Annotated in this window: 16 protein-coding genes and 1 pseudogene; all 17 read right to left on the reverse strand. The window is 38.4% G+C overall.

Features of this window, described 5'->3' with window-relative positions:
• Window positions 1–10: 10 nt before the first annotated feature.
• The 17 genes and pseudogenes from I5818_RS18805 to hpaI all read right to left on the reverse strand — a co-directional run bounded on the left by I5818_RS18805 (window position 11) and on the right by hpaI (window position 16695).
• The gene (locus tag I5818_RS18805) at window positions 11–787 is read right to left on the reverse strand and encodes an enoyl-CoA hydratase/isomerase family protein (RefSeq protein WP_071976719.1); all 777 of its coding nucleotides are present in this window, start codon (window positions 785–787) and stop codon (window positions 11–13) included.
• Window positions 780–1073 (reverse strand): EthD family reductase, encoded by a 294-nt coding sequence (locus tag I5818_RS18810; protein WP_058003406.1) that lies wholly within the window; start codon window positions 1071–1073, stop codon window positions 780–782. The genes I5818_RS18805 and I5818_RS18810 overlap by 8 nt, the downstream gene beginning before the upstream one ends.
• Before the next feature lie 18 nt (window positions 1074–1091).
• On the reverse strand, window positions 1092–1568 hold the full coding sequence (gene paaD, locus I5818_RS18815) for a 1,2-phenylacetyl-CoA epoxidase subunit PaaD (RefSeq protein ID WP_058003436.1): 477 nt from the start codon (window positions 1566–1568) through the stop codon (window positions 1092–1094).
• Between the two features lie 29 nt (window positions 1569–1597).
• Complete coding sequence (gene paaC / locus I5818_RS18820) at window positions 1598–2446, reverse strand: 1,2-phenylacetyl-CoA epoxidase subunit PaaC (RefSeq protein WP_078110401.1); 849 nt, start codon at window positions 2444–2446, stop codon at window positions 1598–1600.
• Window positions 2388–2753, reverse strand: a complete 366-nt coding sequence (gene paaB, locus I5818_RS18825; RefSeq protein ID WP_058003404.1) for a 1,2-phenylacetyl-CoA epoxidase subunit PaaB — start codon at window positions 2751–2753, stop codon at window positions 2388–2390. The genes paaC and paaB overlap by 59 nt, the downstream gene beginning before the upstream one ends.
• Window positions 2754–2765: 12 nt before the next feature.
• Window positions 2766–3710 carry a 1,2-phenylacetyl-CoA epoxidase subunit PaaA gene (gene paaA / locus I5818_RS18830; RefSeq protein WP_078110400.1) on the reverse strand — a complete coding sequence of 315 codons (945 nt, stop codon included), beginning with the start codon at window positions 3708–3710 and terminating at the stop codon, window positions 2766–2768.
• An 82-nt stretch (window positions 3711–3792) separates the two neighbouring features.
• A complete protein-coding gene (locus tag I5818_RS18835; RefSeq protein ID WP_071976720.1) occupies window positions 3793–5106 on the reverse strand; it encodes a phenylacetate--CoA ligase family protein in 1314 nt (437 codons plus the stop codon).
• A gap of 286 nt (window positions 5107–5392) precedes the next feature.
• Window positions 5393–6769 (reverse strand): annotated as a pseudogene (locus tag I5818_RS18840) (peptide MFS transporter); the annotation flags it as partial.
• Between the two features lie 301 nt (window positions 6770–7070).
• A complete protein-coding gene (locus I5818_RS18845; protein ID WP_078110656.1) occupies window positions 7071–9203 on the reverse strand; it encodes a YhgE/Pip domain-containing protein in 2133 nt (710 codons plus the stop codon).
• Between the two features lie 169 nt (window positions 9204–9372).
• Window positions 9373–9831 carry a flavin reductase family protein gene (locus I5818_RS18850; protein ID WP_058003400.1) on the reverse strand — a complete coding sequence of 153 codons (459 nt, stop codon included), beginning with the start codon at window positions 9829–9831 and terminating at the stop codon, window positions 9373–9375.
• Between the two features lie 21 nt (window positions 9832–9852).
• Window positions 9853–10239, reverse strand: coding sequence for a 5-carboxymethyl-2-hydroxymuconate Delta-isomerase (locus I5818_RS18855; protein WP_058003399.1), 387 nt, complete (start codon window positions 10237–10239; stop codon window positions 9853–9855).
• A 14-nt stretch (window positions 10240–10253) separates the two neighbouring features.
• Window positions 10254–11000 (reverse strand): fumarylacetoacetate hydrolase family protein, encoded by a 747-nt coding sequence (locus tag I5818_RS18860; protein WP_078110655.1) that lies wholly within the window; start codon window positions 10998–11000, stop codon window positions 10254–10256.
• Window positions 10997–11767 carry a fumarylacetoacetate hydrolase family protein gene (locus tag I5818_RS18865; protein WP_078110654.1) on the reverse strand — a complete coding sequence of 257 codons (771 nt, stop codon included), beginning with the start codon at window positions 11765–11767 and terminating at the stop codon, window positions 10997–10999. The genes I5818_RS18860 and I5818_RS18865 overlap by 4 nt, the downstream gene beginning before the upstream one ends.
• Before the next feature lie 11 nt (window positions 11768–11778).
• Window positions 11779–12762, reverse strand: a complete 984-nt coding sequence (gene hpaD / locus I5818_RS18870; RefSeq protein ID WP_078110653.1) for a 3,4-dihydroxyphenylacetate 2,3-dioxygenase — start codon at window positions 12760–12762, stop codon at window positions 11779–11781.
• A gap of 16 nt (window positions 12763–12778) precedes the next feature.
• The gene (gene hpaB / locus I5818_RS18875; protein ID WP_078110652.1) at window positions 12779–14254 is read right to left on the reverse strand and encodes a 4-hydroxyphenylacetate 3-monooxygenase, oxygenase component; all 1476 of its coding nucleotides are present in this window, start codon (window positions 14252–14254) and stop codon (window positions 12779–12781) included.
• Window positions 14255–14268: 14 nt separating this feature from the next.
• The gene (gene hpaE / locus I5818_RS18880; protein ID WP_078110651.1) at window positions 14269–15741 is read right to left on the reverse strand and encodes a 5-carboxymethyl-2-hydroxymuconate semialdehyde dehydrogenase; all 1473 of its coding nucleotides are present in this window, start codon (window positions 15739–15741) and stop codon (window positions 14269–14271) included.
• Between the two features lie 27 nt (window positions 15742–15768).
• On the reverse strand, window positions 15769–16695 hold the full coding sequence (hpaI, locus tag I5818_RS18885) for a 2,4-dihydroxyhept-2-ene-1,7-dioic acid aldolase (protein WP_071976729.1): 927 nt from the start codon (window positions 16693–16695) through the stop codon (window positions 15769–15771).
• Window positions 16696–16831 lie beyond the last annotated feature (136 nt).

The following is a 16831-nucleotide window of genomic DNA, read 5'->3' on the forward strand; positions in this document are numbered from 1 at the left end:
TGATCCCCCCCTAGCGCCCTTTGAAATTAGGTTTTCTTTTTTCAACAAATGCCTTCATTCCTTCTTTTTGATCATCGGAAGAGAATAATAGTGAGAAATTTTTCCGTTCATATTGCATCCCCTCATATAAGGAATAATCAACAGCTTTATAAACGGCTTCTTTAATAAATCGAACAGACAATGCTGGTTTATTTGCTAAATTCCTAGCATATTTCAATGTTTCTTCAACCAATATTTCCTGTGGATAGCGGCGATTAATGATTCCCCATGCCTCAGCTGTTTCTGCTGTCATCATTTCTCCAGACCAAAGCCATTCTAATGCCTTTGTTTTCCCCATTAATTTTGTTAGCCGCTGAGTTCCACCAGCACCTGGCATGACGGCTAAATTAATTTCTGGAAAGCCGAATTTCGCATCTTCCGAAGCAAATAGCAAATCACATACAAGCGCTAACTCGAAGCCTCCACCTAAAGCAAAGCCATGAACGGCACCGATTATTGGCTTTTTTATATGTGCTAGATCATCCCACTCGGCAAATTGATTTAATAATTCAAGATGGATGGAATCATCTTGAGCCATTTCAGTAATATCTGCTCCAGCAGCGAACGACTTTCCATTTCCATATAAAACGATGACCCGAACGCTATCATTACGATCCATTTCTCGCATGGATTGAACAATCTCAGATACCATTTTTCGATTTAGCGCATTTAAAACCTTTGGACGGTTTAAACGAATAATACCTATGCTTTCCTCTTGGTCTACCTGAATATATTCATAATTAGTCATTCACATCTTCACCAAACATGAATGTAACTAAGTCACCGGCAAACTCCATCACATCTTTTCCCGATGCCTTCGATTCAGGAGTTTTAGATGCTTCCTTAAAGGCTTCCTTACTCGCGTAATACATCACACACATCAAATAATAGGGACTTGAACCTGACATCTTCGTTATCTCTACCTTTTCTAGCCCAGGAATTTTATTCGTTAGCGGCATATGTGTGTTGAAATAATAGTCATCGAAGCTTGCTGTGTCCTCTGGTTTCTTAAATAAAGCGATCATTTTATACATGGTCATAACTCCTTCCAGTTACATTAAATTTGATATTGGTTTCATTGCTTCAAATGGGTTTTTGCATGATTTACAATATAAAATGCTACGACATGCAGTTGGTCCAAATAAATTCTCCATAGTCGTATAATGAGATCCGCAATAAGGGCATTCCACTTTCCATTCATGATTTTGGGCATCAAATTCTGGTGGTGGAGCAATCCCAAATTGCTTTAGCTTTTCCTTTCCATCATCGGTCACCCGATCAGATGTCCAGGGTGGATGATAAATAAATTCCACATTTACATCGCTAACAGCATCAATAGCTGAAACAGCGTCGATCATATTTTTTTTAATGATTTCTAAGGCAGGACAACCGAGAAAGGTTGGCAGTGCCTTAATGTGCACAATGGAATCATCTGATACATTTATCTCTTCAATCATCCCCAAGTCCATGACACTTACCGATGGAATTTCAGGGTCCTTAACGCTGCGTAAGCAATGTTCTATTTTCATCAGTAATTCATTCAATCTCTGTCACTCTCCTACCAAGTTGCTTGTGGATCAAGGTGATACACTTCACTTAATGTTGCTAGAGCTTGAATTAAATCGTCCGTATGCACTCCTTCCCTTCCATTCCCCTTTTGCATTTTCGGATCTCCAGGATAGGAAATGGCTACGTCTTCAAAAACCCTTCGCATTTCTTCCTCCCAGCGTTTCTTGAAAAGACTCTCTTCTTCAATGAGCCCATATTGGGACATTTGGAGACTGTGTTTTCCATAGGTCAGCACTCCAGCAAATTCATTCCAAACCTGCTGTATAGCTGCATGCATTCTTGTTTTTGCTTCCCCACCACTTAAACAAAGCTGGTTAAACCAAACCTTCCAATGCATGATATGATAGTATTGCTCCATTTTCATTTTCGTCGCTGCTTGTGCTAAAGGTTCATAGCTTGATTGCTTTAAAGATTCAAGTTTTAATTTTTTATAAATATCATAGAAATAATGACGAACAACAGCAAAAGCCCAATCGTATTTAGGATTTTCTAAATAGGTTCCTGTACCATTCGCCATTTCTAATAAAATCGCGTTTTTTCGATGTTCTGCTTTCCGACCATGTGCAAGAAGATCAGCTGGTCCTTCACCAAGGGCTTCTAATAGTTCGTAGTACATCACCGCATGCCCCATCGTATCTTGATTAATCGATGCATAGGCGATATCTTCTTCAATATGAGGAGCTAAACCAAGCCATTCCGAACCACGAAACGCAAGGATAAAATCATCATCAGCAAGTTGATATAAAAGCTCGATTACTAACTGTTTGTATTCTTGATTTTCATTTACGTTCAGTTGACCCACGTTGCACTCCTCCCCAAGACATAATTTCTTTCTCATCTAATACCTGTTGTTCATACTGACGCCATTTCTTTTTTAGATAGCCATATCCTTTCGTTAAACGATAGTCCTTATTATCTATTCTCGAAAGAGATGCTCGTTCTTCTGGCATTAATTTACGAATATCGGACCGCTTTACTACCCAAATATCCACTGCTGGCTCCCTTCTCATAAAATTTTCTTGTGCCATAACAAATGCCATTTCTTGATTGGGAGCAAGCAAACTAAATTGATGCTGCATATCCGATTTAAAGGTTCTCCTGCTAAACACTTCATATACTTCATAAAAATCCTTTGATTCTGTCATTTTTATCACCCCTTACAATGCTTCACGAACCCATGCATTATTCTCATAGGCAATTTTCCGGAGCTGCAATCGTTCTGCTGATTTTGGACCGTTATTGGAAATAATCTTTTTAAATTCATTCCAGTCAGGCTGCTGATACACCCACTCTTCTTTTTCCTTGTCGTAGTACATTGTCTCATCTGGAAGTTTTAATCCTAGTGCAAGTACCCGCGGCACATATTTTGAAAAAAAGTCTTGGCGCAGTTGTTCATTTGTTTTCGAACGAATTTTATATTTAATGGTTAAATCCTGTTTCGATGAGCCGGTAGTTTGTGCTGTTGCTGGCCCAAAAAACATGAGTAGTGAATCCCACCAGCGATTTAACGATTCCTGGAGCATTTTTCTTTGCAGCTCTGTTCCTTCGGCTAATGCCATAATAATAGACTCACCGTGTTGAGCATGGAAGACTTCCTCGGCACAGATTCTATGCAACGCTCTGGCGTATGGACCGTAGGATGCTTGCAGCATATTTGTCTGTGTCATAATTGCTGCACCGTCAACAAGCCAGGCTATCATTCCAGCATCCGCCCATGTTGGTGCCTCCATATGAAAAACATTGTGAAACTTTAATCGTCCGGTGAAGAGGTCTTCCATAATATCTGCGCGATTTTTCCCTAGTGGCTCCAGTAGATCCTCGACGACCCGAAGCAGCAATTGCCCATGCCCCATCTCGTCCTGTACCTTCGCCATGATTCCAAGCTTCTTCCTTAATGAAGGGGCTTTAGGTACCCATTCCTTCTCAGGCAATGCTCCCATAATTTCACTAATTCCATGCATGGAGATTAATTTGATTAAGACCATTCGATAATCATCTGGCATCCAATCATCCGCTTCGATTTTCTCCCCGCGATTAATTCTTTCCATGAATTGCTCATGCTTTTCTTCTTCTGTCATTTGTTTTAGATCAACAAAACTCATAATGATCTCCTTTCTTGAAGATATATCTAGTTAGACGCTCTTTTTTTGCCCACCAATAGATCGTACATTTGTTTGAATTCAACTAACTATTTTGCTTTTGTAAGCGTTGGTCTACAATTCGAATGGCTTTCCCCTCAGATCTTGGAATATGTTTAGGGGGATGAATAATGATTTTCATGGATACTAAACAATTGGATTTTAGTTTTCTATAAATTTCTGCTTGAAGTGTTTTAATCATTGGATGTTCGAGATTCTGGGAAACTTCTTTGTAAATCTCTTCTTTAATTTCTACGTGAAGATGTGCTTCATCTAATGAGGATATTCTATGAAGATATATTTGATAATGTGGTACGATTTCTTTTATTTGAATTAAATGATGTTCAATTTCTGACGGAAAGACATTTACTCCTCGGAGTATTAGCATATCGTCAATTCGCCCCTTAATGCGTGACATTCGTGCCGATGTACGACCGCAAATGCATTTTTCCGTTGTAATCGATGCGATATCACCCGAACGATAGCGGATGATTGGAAGCGCTTCCTTTTTTAAGCTAGTAAAAACCAATTCACCCTCTTCCCCTTCAGGCACTGGCTCAAGTGTTTCTGGATTAATTACTTCGACAAAAAAGTGATCCTCTGCAATATGTAGTCCGTTTTGTGCCTCATAGCATTCTATCGCAACACCCGGACCAACCACTTCGCTTAAACCATAGATATCACAAGCTCTAATATCGAATAATTCTTCAAGCTTGCTTCGCATTTCTTCAGACCATGGCTCCGCTCCAAATATTCCTATTTTTAAAGAGGACTTACGTGGGTCCAATCCTAGTTCACGCATTTTCTCCCCAATATTTAAGGCATAGGATGGGGTCGAACAAATAATGGTCGGTTTAAGGTCCTCGATGAGATTAATTTGTCTTTCTGTATTCCCACCTGATATCGGGATCACCACAACTCCTAATTCCTCTCCACCATAATGCAAACCTAAACCTCCAGTAAACAAGCCGTATCCATAGGCATTTTGAAGAATATCCCCTGGTCTTCCCCCTGCGGTTTTAATCGCCCTAGCTACTATAGAGGACCAATCAGCAATATCTTGTTTGGTATAACCAACGACTGTCGGTTTCCCACTCGTACCACTTGACGCATGAAGTCTTATTAATTCGTCTTGTTTAACTGCAAATAGTCCAAATGGGTATTGATCACGGAGGTCTTTCTTCGTTGTAAACGGAAGTTTTCGAATGTCTTCTAATGTTTGAATATCGTGGGGTGCTATATGATGTTCAAGAAACTTTTCTTGGTAGAAGGGCACTTGATGGTATACTTTCTTAATCGTGTTTTTTAAATCAAGAAGCTGCTGATGCTGGATCATTGATCGATCTGCAGATTCAATCATAAGGAACCCCCTTTAACACAAATAAATGATATAGATTATTCCATTTCATTATATGACGTAATATTAGCGTAGATACATAATTTCGTCATATATATTCAGAATAACGAATCAATTTTGCAAAGTCAATTGGTTTTCTGAAATTTCTCTATAGTCTGAAATGAGTGTATAAAAAAAAGAGTGCAGAATTTTTTCCTACACTCTTTTTTGTTTAGTTTGGTCTTAATACTCCATCTGAAATATCTTCTTCGTTTTCTTGATTCGTCTTTTCTATTGTTTGGTCGTCAGCTAACATTTTCACAAGTTTTCTGGAAACTGAAAGAAGAATAAGTCCTAAAATAATTACGACAATTCCAATGACAGAAAACACTTCAAGATAGCCCAATTTACTTGTAAATGAACCTAATTGACCTGCAATAATGTTTGCAACGAATGAACTTGCCATCCATACTGCCATTAGTAAAGAGGCAAATTTAATTGGTGCATACTTACTTACAAAAGATAACCCTACAGGTGATAAGAACAATTCACCAATGGTATGGAAAAGATAAGTAAATACAATAAACAAGATATTCGCCTTAGTCGTAATATGATGCTCATTACTTCCGGTTTGCATAACAGCAAATATTAAAATGATATACCCAATTCCTAATAGCATCATACCGAACGCCATTTTTGTTGGAACTGGAAGATCCCCACGCTTACGATTCGATAATTTTACCCAAAGAAGCGATACAAGTGGTGCTAATAAAACAATAAATAACGGGTTAACCGATTGGAACCATGATGTTGGTATTTCCCAACCAAATAGTGTACGATCAACAAATTTATCTGTATAAATACTTAATGCTCCACCAGCTTGTTCAAACCCTGCCCAGAAGAAGACAACAAAGGCAGCTAAAATAAAGATAACCTTCATTCTATTTTTTTCAGTTTTCGTTAATTTTTGTTTTTCAACTGCTCCGACTGAAGAAACTTGTGGTTTTCCAACAGGCTTTTTACCGATATCGCCTAAAAAACGATTTCCTAAAGAATTAAATAAAATTTGACCAATAATCATTCCGATAGCTGAAGCAAGGAATCCATATTTATAGCCATATTCAATGACGCCATTCGCATGTACCGCGAACCACTTATCAGTAATAAATCCGATGATTAATGGAGAGAAGAATGCTCCTACATTAATCCCCATATAGAAAATCGTAAATGCCGCATCACGACGTTTATCTTTTGGATCATACAGCTCACCGACAATGGTTGAAATATTCGGTTTAAAAAATCCATTACCGACGATTAATAAAATTAATCCTGTGTATACTGCTCCATAGCTTTGATGGGCAAAAAGAACAATATTTCCGATTGCCATGATGATTCCACCGATAGTAACAGCACGTCTTTGCCCTAAAAATCTATCTGATAACCATCCACCAATTAATGGTGTAAAATAAACAGCACCTGTAAAAAATCCATATAATGCAAGGGCTGTACTTTCATTCATTCCTAAACCACCATTAACAAGTGATTTGGTTAAATATAAAACAAGAATGGCTCTCATTCCATAATAACTAAAACGTTCCCACATCTCTGTCATGAATAACAAGTATAATCCAGGTGGGTGCTTTTTTGATTGCTTGGATTCAAGTTGTTTGTTCACCGCTGCATCCATTTGTTTTTCCCCCTAGCAGGTTAAATATTATTTCAGTATAATTATCATAATTAAAAAACAATTAAATCGTCAATAAAATATTTAGAAAAAACAAAATTGGAAAATTTCATAATTGCTTATTTATTGGAACAAAAACTAAAATAAGCTTAAAACACTGGGTTTCATCCAATTTATGCATTGGATATTCTTTCCGATAGCAACCATAAATTACTATATCAAAAAAGTTATTTCACTGAGATGAATATAACATCCTATTTGCATATTTGTAAATATGCGGATTTTATTTATTTAATATACGTACTTAATGGATTAAACCACTTTCTTTTACCTTTTTTATCATTTTTTCACTTGCTTGATTAATGAATTTTTTCAACGTAACACCGATAAAAACAGAAACAATTAAAAAGATCGACAGGATGATTACATCCTTCTGAACGATATCCCACAAGATCCCCCCTGTTGCCTCCCTCATCAAACTAATGGAATAGGTAAAGGGTAGATAAGGATTGATCAGCTGAAAAAACCTTGGTGCAACTTGTATTGGAAAGGTTCCTCCAGAACCAGAAATCTGTAAAACAAGAAGCACAATCCCAAGAGCCTTCCCAACATTTCCAAAAACCGAAACAAAGGTATACACCATTACCATAAATATGATGCTATTGACAACGCCAAAAAGTACAAACCAAGGCTTGTCCGCTACATAGGTATGAAGTAAATACATATCCCCTAATGTTGCAATCAAGGACTGAAGAATGGCAATCGTTAAAAATGTGAATAAGCGTCCAAAATATACTTGATAGCTTTTTAATTGATCATTCTCGACCTCTACCGTTAATAACGAAATCAAGAGCATTGCTCCTACCCATAATGAAAGGGTAGTAAAAAAAGGAGTCATGCCTGATCCATAGTTAGGGATGGGGAAAAGCTTATGCTCTTTCAGTAAAATCGGATTCTTTAAAAACTCACTTTCCTTATTGACATTATGCTTTAAGAAACGAATAATCTCATTGATATCTGCCTTTTTATCAAATTCTCGAATTCGATGGGCAATCTCCCTTATTTTCTTTTCAACTGTCGGAAGATCTTTCTTCAGCTTCACAATCGTTTGCTTTCCTGTTGAAATTCCTTTCGATGAGTCCTGTAGTATTCGTTCAACATCAGGCATACTATTCTGTGCATCGGTCAACACTTTTTTTGTACCTTCTAATACAACCATTCCATCGTCCATTGTCCTTCGAATGGCAGGAACATATTGACTCTCGAAATTTGCATGTATATCTGCAATTTTAGAAGAAGCTAGATTAGATACGTCATCTAGACGTTTTTTTACATTATCGGCCACTGTTTTTGAAGTAATAATTTGATTATTTAAGGCGATTTCAGATTGGAGATCGCTTTTTAATTTTGTTAATTGATTGAGAAATATGGATAGGCGTTTTTGATCAGACTGAGCGTTCAATTTTTCTAAAAGCCCAGTGGTGTAATCAATGACAACGACCCCTCGATTTAATCTAGTATTTATTTCTGATAAAGCAGCATTGGCTTCGTCAGGATTGTTTTGGTAATTTTGCAAAATCGATTGGATTTGAGATTTTGTGTCTGCAAGTTCCCTCAGTTGATCAATATTCCCTTTTATGATCGGAATAATGTTTTGAACCGCTTCCTTATTTTTATTGATAAAATCGCTCAATTCATTGGTCAATTGTACCCCTTTATTCGCGACATTTTTAATGATTGGCAGGTTGTTTCGCACCTTCGATTCTAGCTCTCCAGCTGTATTTATATCATTTAGTGCCGTATTAACGATTTGATTAATTCTCGGAATATCATTCTCTAAGCGAAATATAAGATTTTTCATGTTTTTAATATCTGGAAGATCTTTTTCAAGCTCAATGCCCAATTCATTAAATATGGAAAATATCGTTTTACTGACCGTCTTAATGAATTCTTCACTTATTTGCTGAACGATACCTGTCGCACCTGTAGATGTTATTTTGGGAGCAATTGCATTTATTTTTTCATTTACAGTATAAGTAATAACCGGTTTTTCAGGGTTTTCTTCCAGAATAGAGGTCATTTTTTTCGAGAAATCTTTTGGAATAAGAATACTCGCATAGGCATCACCGTGTTTGACCATATCTAAGGCTTTCTTCTTATCAACAAAGGTCCAGCCTAATTTTTTATTTTTTTTCAAGGATTGAACGATTAAATCTCCTACATTTACCTTTTGACCCTGTAATTGCGTACCGGCATCCTCATTCGTTATCGCCACAGGAATTCCTTTCGTATTTCCATACGGGTCCCAGGAGGCTTGAATATTGAACCATGCATATAAAGAAGGTAAGGCAATAAGCGCAAGAATAATAATCAACGCCGCCCAATTGGTTACAATCCGCTTCAAATCTGTTATGTAAAGTTGAACTATATTCCGCATTCAAACCATCCTCAATTCACATTCTCCTACTTATAATTAACCAAGGACCTGTTCTTATACTTTCTTGTAAAGCAAAAAGGGGGTCAGACCCCACAATGTAAAATCCAGTACGAATAAGCTTTATTCGTTCTAGAAATGACATAGTGGGGTCAGACCCCTTAACGACCCCTTAACTGATTGAAGCGTAGGTGCCTTCATAGAATGTGAGTGGTTTGCCTTCGTTCATGACGATGTCCTTGACTTCTCCGATGTAGAGAGTGTGGTCACCTGCTGGGTAAGACGCGTATAGGTCACAAACGATATTTGTGATTGAGTTAGGAAGAATGGGTATATCATTATTCCAGCGAAATTCGATTTCTCTTCGGTCATTTAGCTGCCCCGCAAAATATTGCGAAGCATCTTTTTGTTCTTTGGCTAATATATTTACGGCAAATTTCTTTGATTGATCAATTAAATTCTTCATATTTGCCCGATTTCCAATGGATATGAGAATAAGCTTCGGATTCAGTGAAACAGACATAAATGCATTGGCAGTCATTCCGTGTACATCACCATTGACTGCTGTTGTAATGACCGTTACACCTGTTGCAAATTTCCCCATTGCATTGCGAAATAGTCGATCATCCATCTCTTTCCCTCCTTCTTATGCTTACTTTTTATACCTTGTATGAATATTATTTAGCTTATATGTTCCTGCTTCACTGAATTCAATAAGCTCTAATGACAACGCAAGATATCTCTTTTCATAAATCGCGGAAAAATGGGACGTCATTACGTCAAAGAGCTCATCACAGGTTGATTTCTTATCCTCAACTGATCTACCTGCACCTATCTTTAAGCATGTGTGTACAAATGCATCATCATGCTTGCCGTCCGCTACAACATAATCATGTAATTCAATAGCTCTTGAGCGGATCCCTCCAATCGGAAAAACATCGCCTCTAGAGATTAATACCTGATTCATTTTGTGTAAAAGCTCTGCTATTCTAGCTTCTTCTCTTATGTTATCCGTATATTCTACAATAATATGCGGCACACACATTCCTCCTATTATCCATCGTCCTCCACAATTGTGCTTAGTAGACGCCCAATTCCTTCAATTTCTGTAATGACTTCATCACCAATCTTTGTGTTGACTGCTCCCTTTGGGGTTCCAGTTAGAATCATATCTCCAGGGCTTAGCGTCATAAAGCTACTCAAATACTCGATTAAAAATGGAATACTAAAGATCATTTGACTCGTTGAACCTTCTTGAGTCAATTCACCATTTACATAGGTACGTAAAGTAAGATTCATAGGATCTTTAATATCCTCTGCATCTACTAACCATGGACCGATTGGTGTGCACGTATCACGATTTTTTACGCGTAAATTTGGACGATAGTAATTTTCTAAGTAATCACGGATGGCATAATCATTGGCAATGGTATAGCCCTTTACATATTGATACGCCTCTTCACTTGTTACATTCCGAGCAACCTTTCCAATCACAACAACTAACTCACATTCATAGTGCATAAAGTCTACATCTTTAGGTCGTTTTGTTTGACCTTGATGTCCAATCAATGTATTGGGTCCTTTTAAAAATACTAACGGTTCGCTCGGTGCGTTAAAATCTAGTTCTTGGGCATGATCGGCATAATTAAGCCCTAACGCAAAAATGGTTCGAGGGATAACAGGGGGTAACCAGACTACTTCATCCATAGAAATAAGACGATGATCGTTTAGTTGTAATTTCCCATCCTTTTCTACAGCCTCATAGATCCTACCCTTATAGGCAACTCTTGCTGTTTTCAAGGGCTCACCCCCAATCTTAGCTCTTCTTCCCTTACTACTTGATTTTCCAATACACCAATTTGCTCAATTTCAATTCTGATGTGGTCACCAGCCTTCACCAATGGCGGATTTTCCGGAACACCTACTAATACAACATCACCTGGGTCAAGTGTCATAAAACTCGTCATTTCTGACAGTAACTGTGCAACAGGACGAATCAAATTAGCGGTTGAATTTTCCTGGCAAAGTTCATTATTAATAAACACTTGAATCTTAAGACGATCTGGTTGAATCGATGAATGCTTTTCAACAATATAAGGGCCAACCGGACAAAATCCATCTCTTGCCTTTTGACTAATTGCCGGACGATAGATACTCTCATGTGGAATACTAATATCATTTACAATGGTGTAACCATCAATATAATCAAAGGCTTCTTCAATGCTCACTTTTGATGCCGTTCTACCAATCACAATTCCGAGTGCCGCACCTACTTGTAATTCCGTAACATTTGCAGGAAGGGGAATGGGCATTTTATGAGCAATCTTTGTGTTTTCAGGTTTAATATATAAAATCGGTGCCTTCGGTGGAGCCTTATATGGCTCCTGATGCAATGCATCACTAATCGCTTCAACTTCTCCCTTATAATTAAGCAGTGCTCCATAAACCATTCCAGTTACTGGAACATCAAATGGTGGAGTATTGTTCTTTTGCAATGGATCATGATCCTCCATATTGAATTCCTGGAGCTGCTGCCTACCTAGAAGCTTATATTTTATTTTTTTCAATTTCCCACCACCTAGATGATAATTGTCGGTTTTTTCTTCTCTAATAGTGGATCACTTGTTGTGACAAGCTTTCCTGTATGCACATCTAGAACATTTGATGCTTCATTAAACCAGCAATCAGGCGCTGCATGTCCCCAGAAGGTTTGGCGCATCGGGTCATCCAGATCCCATTTCACTGGTTTAAAATCAGGGTCACTTGTTAAATAATCTCCATTGTATAATTCAATGCGATGACCATCAGGATCCCGTAAATAAAGGAAAAACGCATTCGATAAACCGTGTCTACCTGGTCCTCTTTCAATATTTGCTCCATACCCAAGTGATGCAAGAACATCACACGTATGAATCACACTCATTGGATCACTTAACCAAAAACCAATATGATGTAAACGTGGACCCACACCGTTCATAAAGGCCACATCATGGACAGTTGGCTTCCGGTGCAGCCATGCAGCCCATATTTTTTCATCGTCTGCGGTTGTATACTCTGAACATGAAAATCCTAGTTCATCTATATAAAAATTGTATGCTTTCTCTACGTCCCTTACTGCACAATTAAAATGGTCGATTCGTTGAACCTTAGCCCCTCTATATAAATCATAGCGTTGAAGATAACGGTCCACCGTGTCCATTGTTGCGAAAAACTCAATCGGAAGACCAGAAATATCCTGAACTCGTAATGCTCTACCCAAAGCCTTTTGTGTTCCCGCTTCCACCCATTTTGTTAGGAACCCTTTTTCATTGAAGAAACGGTCTAATGAATCAAGATCTGCTTCCGAATATACTTTATAACTAATGACCTCCACACTTGGTTCGTCACTCTTTTTCAGCACTAGACTATGATGGATATGTTCTTCGAGTCCACGTAAATAAATCGTCTCGTCGTCACTTTCCGTTTCAACAAAGCCAAGGGCATTTACATAAAAGCGCCTTGATTCTTCTAGATTTGTGACATTCAGTATTGCTCTTGCCGCACGAATAATATTAAAATCCACCCCATATACCCCCTCTTTACACACTTAAAAAGCTAGATTTCCCAGAATCGACTTGCCCTAAAAATTCCTTAATGATTTCTTTATAGGACTCTTTTTCGTACCCTTCAAAATAAGTCATTCCCATCCGAATCGGATCACCAAAGAAGTAGTATTCATAATGCATTTGTCTGTTACCAAATGCACTCATAGTCATATCCCATGCTAAGCGGAACAGTTGTACACGTTCATATCCTTCTAAATTTTTTCCTTGTAGTCCTCGATGGATTAACTGACCAATATCTTCATTTTGAAAATCTGCTTGTGTCGGAATTCCCATCAAACCGGAAGCTCCCAATATTCGTAAAATCTCTACGAGACGAGGATATACTCGTGGATACCAATTCCGTGCTGCATCTAATGCCGCATAATCCGGCGTCATGATTCCCCATTTATCAAGCTTTGCATTGTGTTCTGCACGATAGAGATGACTGCGCATCGTTTCGAGTGTAAGCATGATTTCTGTTCCTTTATCTTGTACATGCTGGAATTGATCAATCCCAATAGCATCCATGACTGAAAGTGCTAGGCCTAGCAAGAACTCCGTTTTCACAATGTTCTTTGCTACTACTTGATGAGCCATATGGACAACTGCATTCGTTTCTCTAAACGTCCGATTACAAATAGAAGAATTTCCACACACGAATACACGATTCCATGGAACAAACACATTTTCGAAGGAAACGATCGCATCCCCTTCTTCAAAACGTGAGGAAAGCGGATGATCCCATTGATTTTTACCGTAATCAAATGACTCTCTGCTAATAAATTTTAGACCTGGAGTATTATTTGGAATGGCAAAGGCAAGCGAATAAGGATCATCTAACTCTCCTGCTTTTTTTACTGTAGAAGGGAAAACGAGAATCTCATCGGTGATTCCACCCTGTGTCGCAAGAAGTCGGATTCCATCCACAATAATTCCATCTTTATTTTTCTCAACTAAATGCAATGCCACATTGGCATCCTTTTGCTCATGCTGTGCCTTTGCACGATTTACTTGTGGGTGGATTAATGTATGTGTTAAGCTAATATCATTTTCCCTAGCATATTCATAGTAATTTTTCGCATTTTCTACAAGGAGTGGATCCCCTTCGGAAAAGAAATCATAGGCTGCTCCCATTGCCATCACTTCAGCATTTAAATAGTCTGGGGAACGTCCCATCATTCCTCCTGATACCTTTGCCCACTCTGTTATTGCTTCACGTCTAGCGATTAAATCATCAATACTTTTTGGCTGCAGGAAGGTCATTCCTACTTGTTCCCCACTGCTAGGAGAGGTGTAAAGCATTTTATCGGCCTTTTCATATTGAAGATCATATAGCTTCGCCATCGATTGAATGACATTTTTAAAGGCTGGGTGCGCCGTTACATCCTTCACCCTTTCCCCATGAATATAAACATTGTTATTTGCTTTTTGTAAACGTTCGATATATTGTTTTCCTGTTTTTGCTGGCATATATCATTCCTCCTTTATGATTTCTTTTTTCCGAATTGTGGAATATGATGGTCACTTAAAGCGACATGTATGACCTGTGTTTCTGTATAAAAGTCAAAGGCATAATGTCCGCCTTCGCGTCCCATTCCACTATATTTACTTCCTCCAAATGGAATCCTTAGATCACGAACATTTTGTGAATTAATCCAAAGCATCCCTGCATCAACGGCTTGAGCTACACGGTGTCCTCGCTTTAAATCATTCGTCCAAACATAACCTGCCAAACCGTATTTTGTATCATTGGCAAGCTTGATTACTTCTTCTTCGTCCTTAAATTTCATCACGGCCATCACAGGTCCGAAAATTTCCTCTTGGGCAACCTTCATCTGATTCTTAACATTGAGAAGCAATGTTGGAGGGACAAAATTACCTTTTTCAAATTCAGAAGGAACCTCACCACTGTACAGCTCTGCTCCTTCTTCTTTTGCAATTTGGATATATTTCTTTACATTATTAAAATGCTCGACATGAATAAGCGGCCCTACTTCGGTTTGCGGATCTAATGGATCTCCGACCACTATATTTGTAATTCTTTCTTTTAATGCATCAACAAATTTTTCATAGATTGATTCCTGAATAAATAACCTTGAATTTGCTGTACATCTCTCACCATTGAAGGAAAAGATCCCCCATGTTGCCGCATCTAGTGCCCTTTCGAAATCGGCATCATCAAAAACAATAATTGGCGATTTCCCACCTAGTTCTGCGGATACACGCTTCAATGTATCTGCACCGTTTTTAATAATTTCCGAGCCAGTGGTTGTTTCCCCAGTAAATGAAATCAGCTTCACGTCAGGATGGGCAACAAGTCCGGCACCCGCAGTTTCTCCAAAACCATGAACAACATTGAATACCCCTTTCGGAAGCTCTGCCTTATCAATGATTTCGGCCAAACGATTGGCTGTTATTGGGGACCATTCACCAGGCTTTAATACAACCGTATTTCCCGTTGCTAATGCCGGTGCAATTTTCCATGTTTCAAGCATGAACGGTGCATTCCATGGTGTAATTAGACCGGCAACACCAACAGGCTTATGAATGGTATAATTAATAAATTCTCCATCTACCTGGTACGCCTCACCAACTAAACGGTTCGATACCATTTCTGCATAAAAACGAAAGTTCTGTGCAGCTCGTGCTACCATATTTTTTGTTTGGCTGATTGGAAGTCCTGTATCCAATGATTCTAAAGGAGCAATCTCTTCTATATGTTGATCAATAAGGTCGGCAATTTTATGGATATATTTCAGACGCTCACTAACCTTTAACTGACCCCATTCCCCATGAAATGCACGGTTCGCCGCTGCAACTGCTTTTTCAACATCTGCAACATCTCCTTCTGCCACATGGTTAATGATTTCATTTGTAAAAGGATTGATATTTTCAAAGGTTTTTCCTGATGTCGCATTTACAAATTCGCCATTTATATATAACTGAATATCTTTCATGGAAACATTCACACCTTCCTTAGGCACTTAATTTGTAGTTATCTCATCAGATAACGCTACATGCTGTTTTAAAATGTCACGAATTTCATTTTGTAGCTCCTGAGTTGGCAAATCCATCGGCATCCGTAATACCGGTTCGATTTTCCCCATCATTCCAAGTGCTGCTTTAAGTGGGGCTGGGTTGGTATCCTTAAAAAGAACATCATTTAGTTCCATTAAATCAAAATGAAGATCTAAAGCTTTATCTATTTCACCAGCCTTCCATGTGTTGTACAAATCTGCTATTTTTTTCGGAACCACATTGGCTGTTGCACTAATATGACCTGCTCCGCCAATTGCCAGCATCGGATAACAAAGTAATTCAATACCGGAGTAAAGGAGAAAATCCCGACCGCATTTCAATAACACACGATTGACATGTTCAAAGTCTTTATTTGATTCTTTTACACCGATAATATTCGGACAATCTTCACTAAGTCTTGCAAGTGTATCGACATGGAGATTCGTTGCTGTTCTTCCGGGGATGTTATACACAATGATCGGTATATCTACTGAGTCTGCCACTGCTTTAAAATGCTTATATAGGGCATGTTGTGATGGCTTATTATAGTAGGGGACAATCACAAGGGCTGCATCCGCACCCATTTCCTGTGCTGTTTTCGTTAAATATAGGGTTTCTTGATGATTGGTTGAGCCAGTACCTGGTGCAAAGGGAACTCTGCCATTTATTTTCTTTTTAGCCGTTTCCATCACACGAACGCGCTCTTCGATGGTTAATGAACTTGGTTCACCTGTTGTTCCTGTAACTGAAATAGCATGTGTGCCACTATCAATATGCCAATCTATAAGATTTTCAAAGGAAGAAAAATCAATTGTATAATCATGATGAAAAGGGGTAACGATCGGCGCTATGGATCCTCTTAGTTTTTGTTTTGCATCATCAAGCATTGTCATTTATACACACTCCTTATCATTTCATGTTTTTTTAAAGGCTGTTTTCAGATCGATTGTTGCTTTTACAAAAGCTCAACTGCTCGCTTTTACACCAGTCCTTATGGAGATCGCCATTCTTTTCACAGTGAAATGAATC

It is taken from the genome of Heyndrickxia oleronia (assembly GCF_017809215.1).
Classification (GTDB): domain Bacteria; phylum Bacillota; class Bacilli; order Bacillales; family Bacillaceae_C; genus Heyndrickxia; species Heyndrickxia oleronia.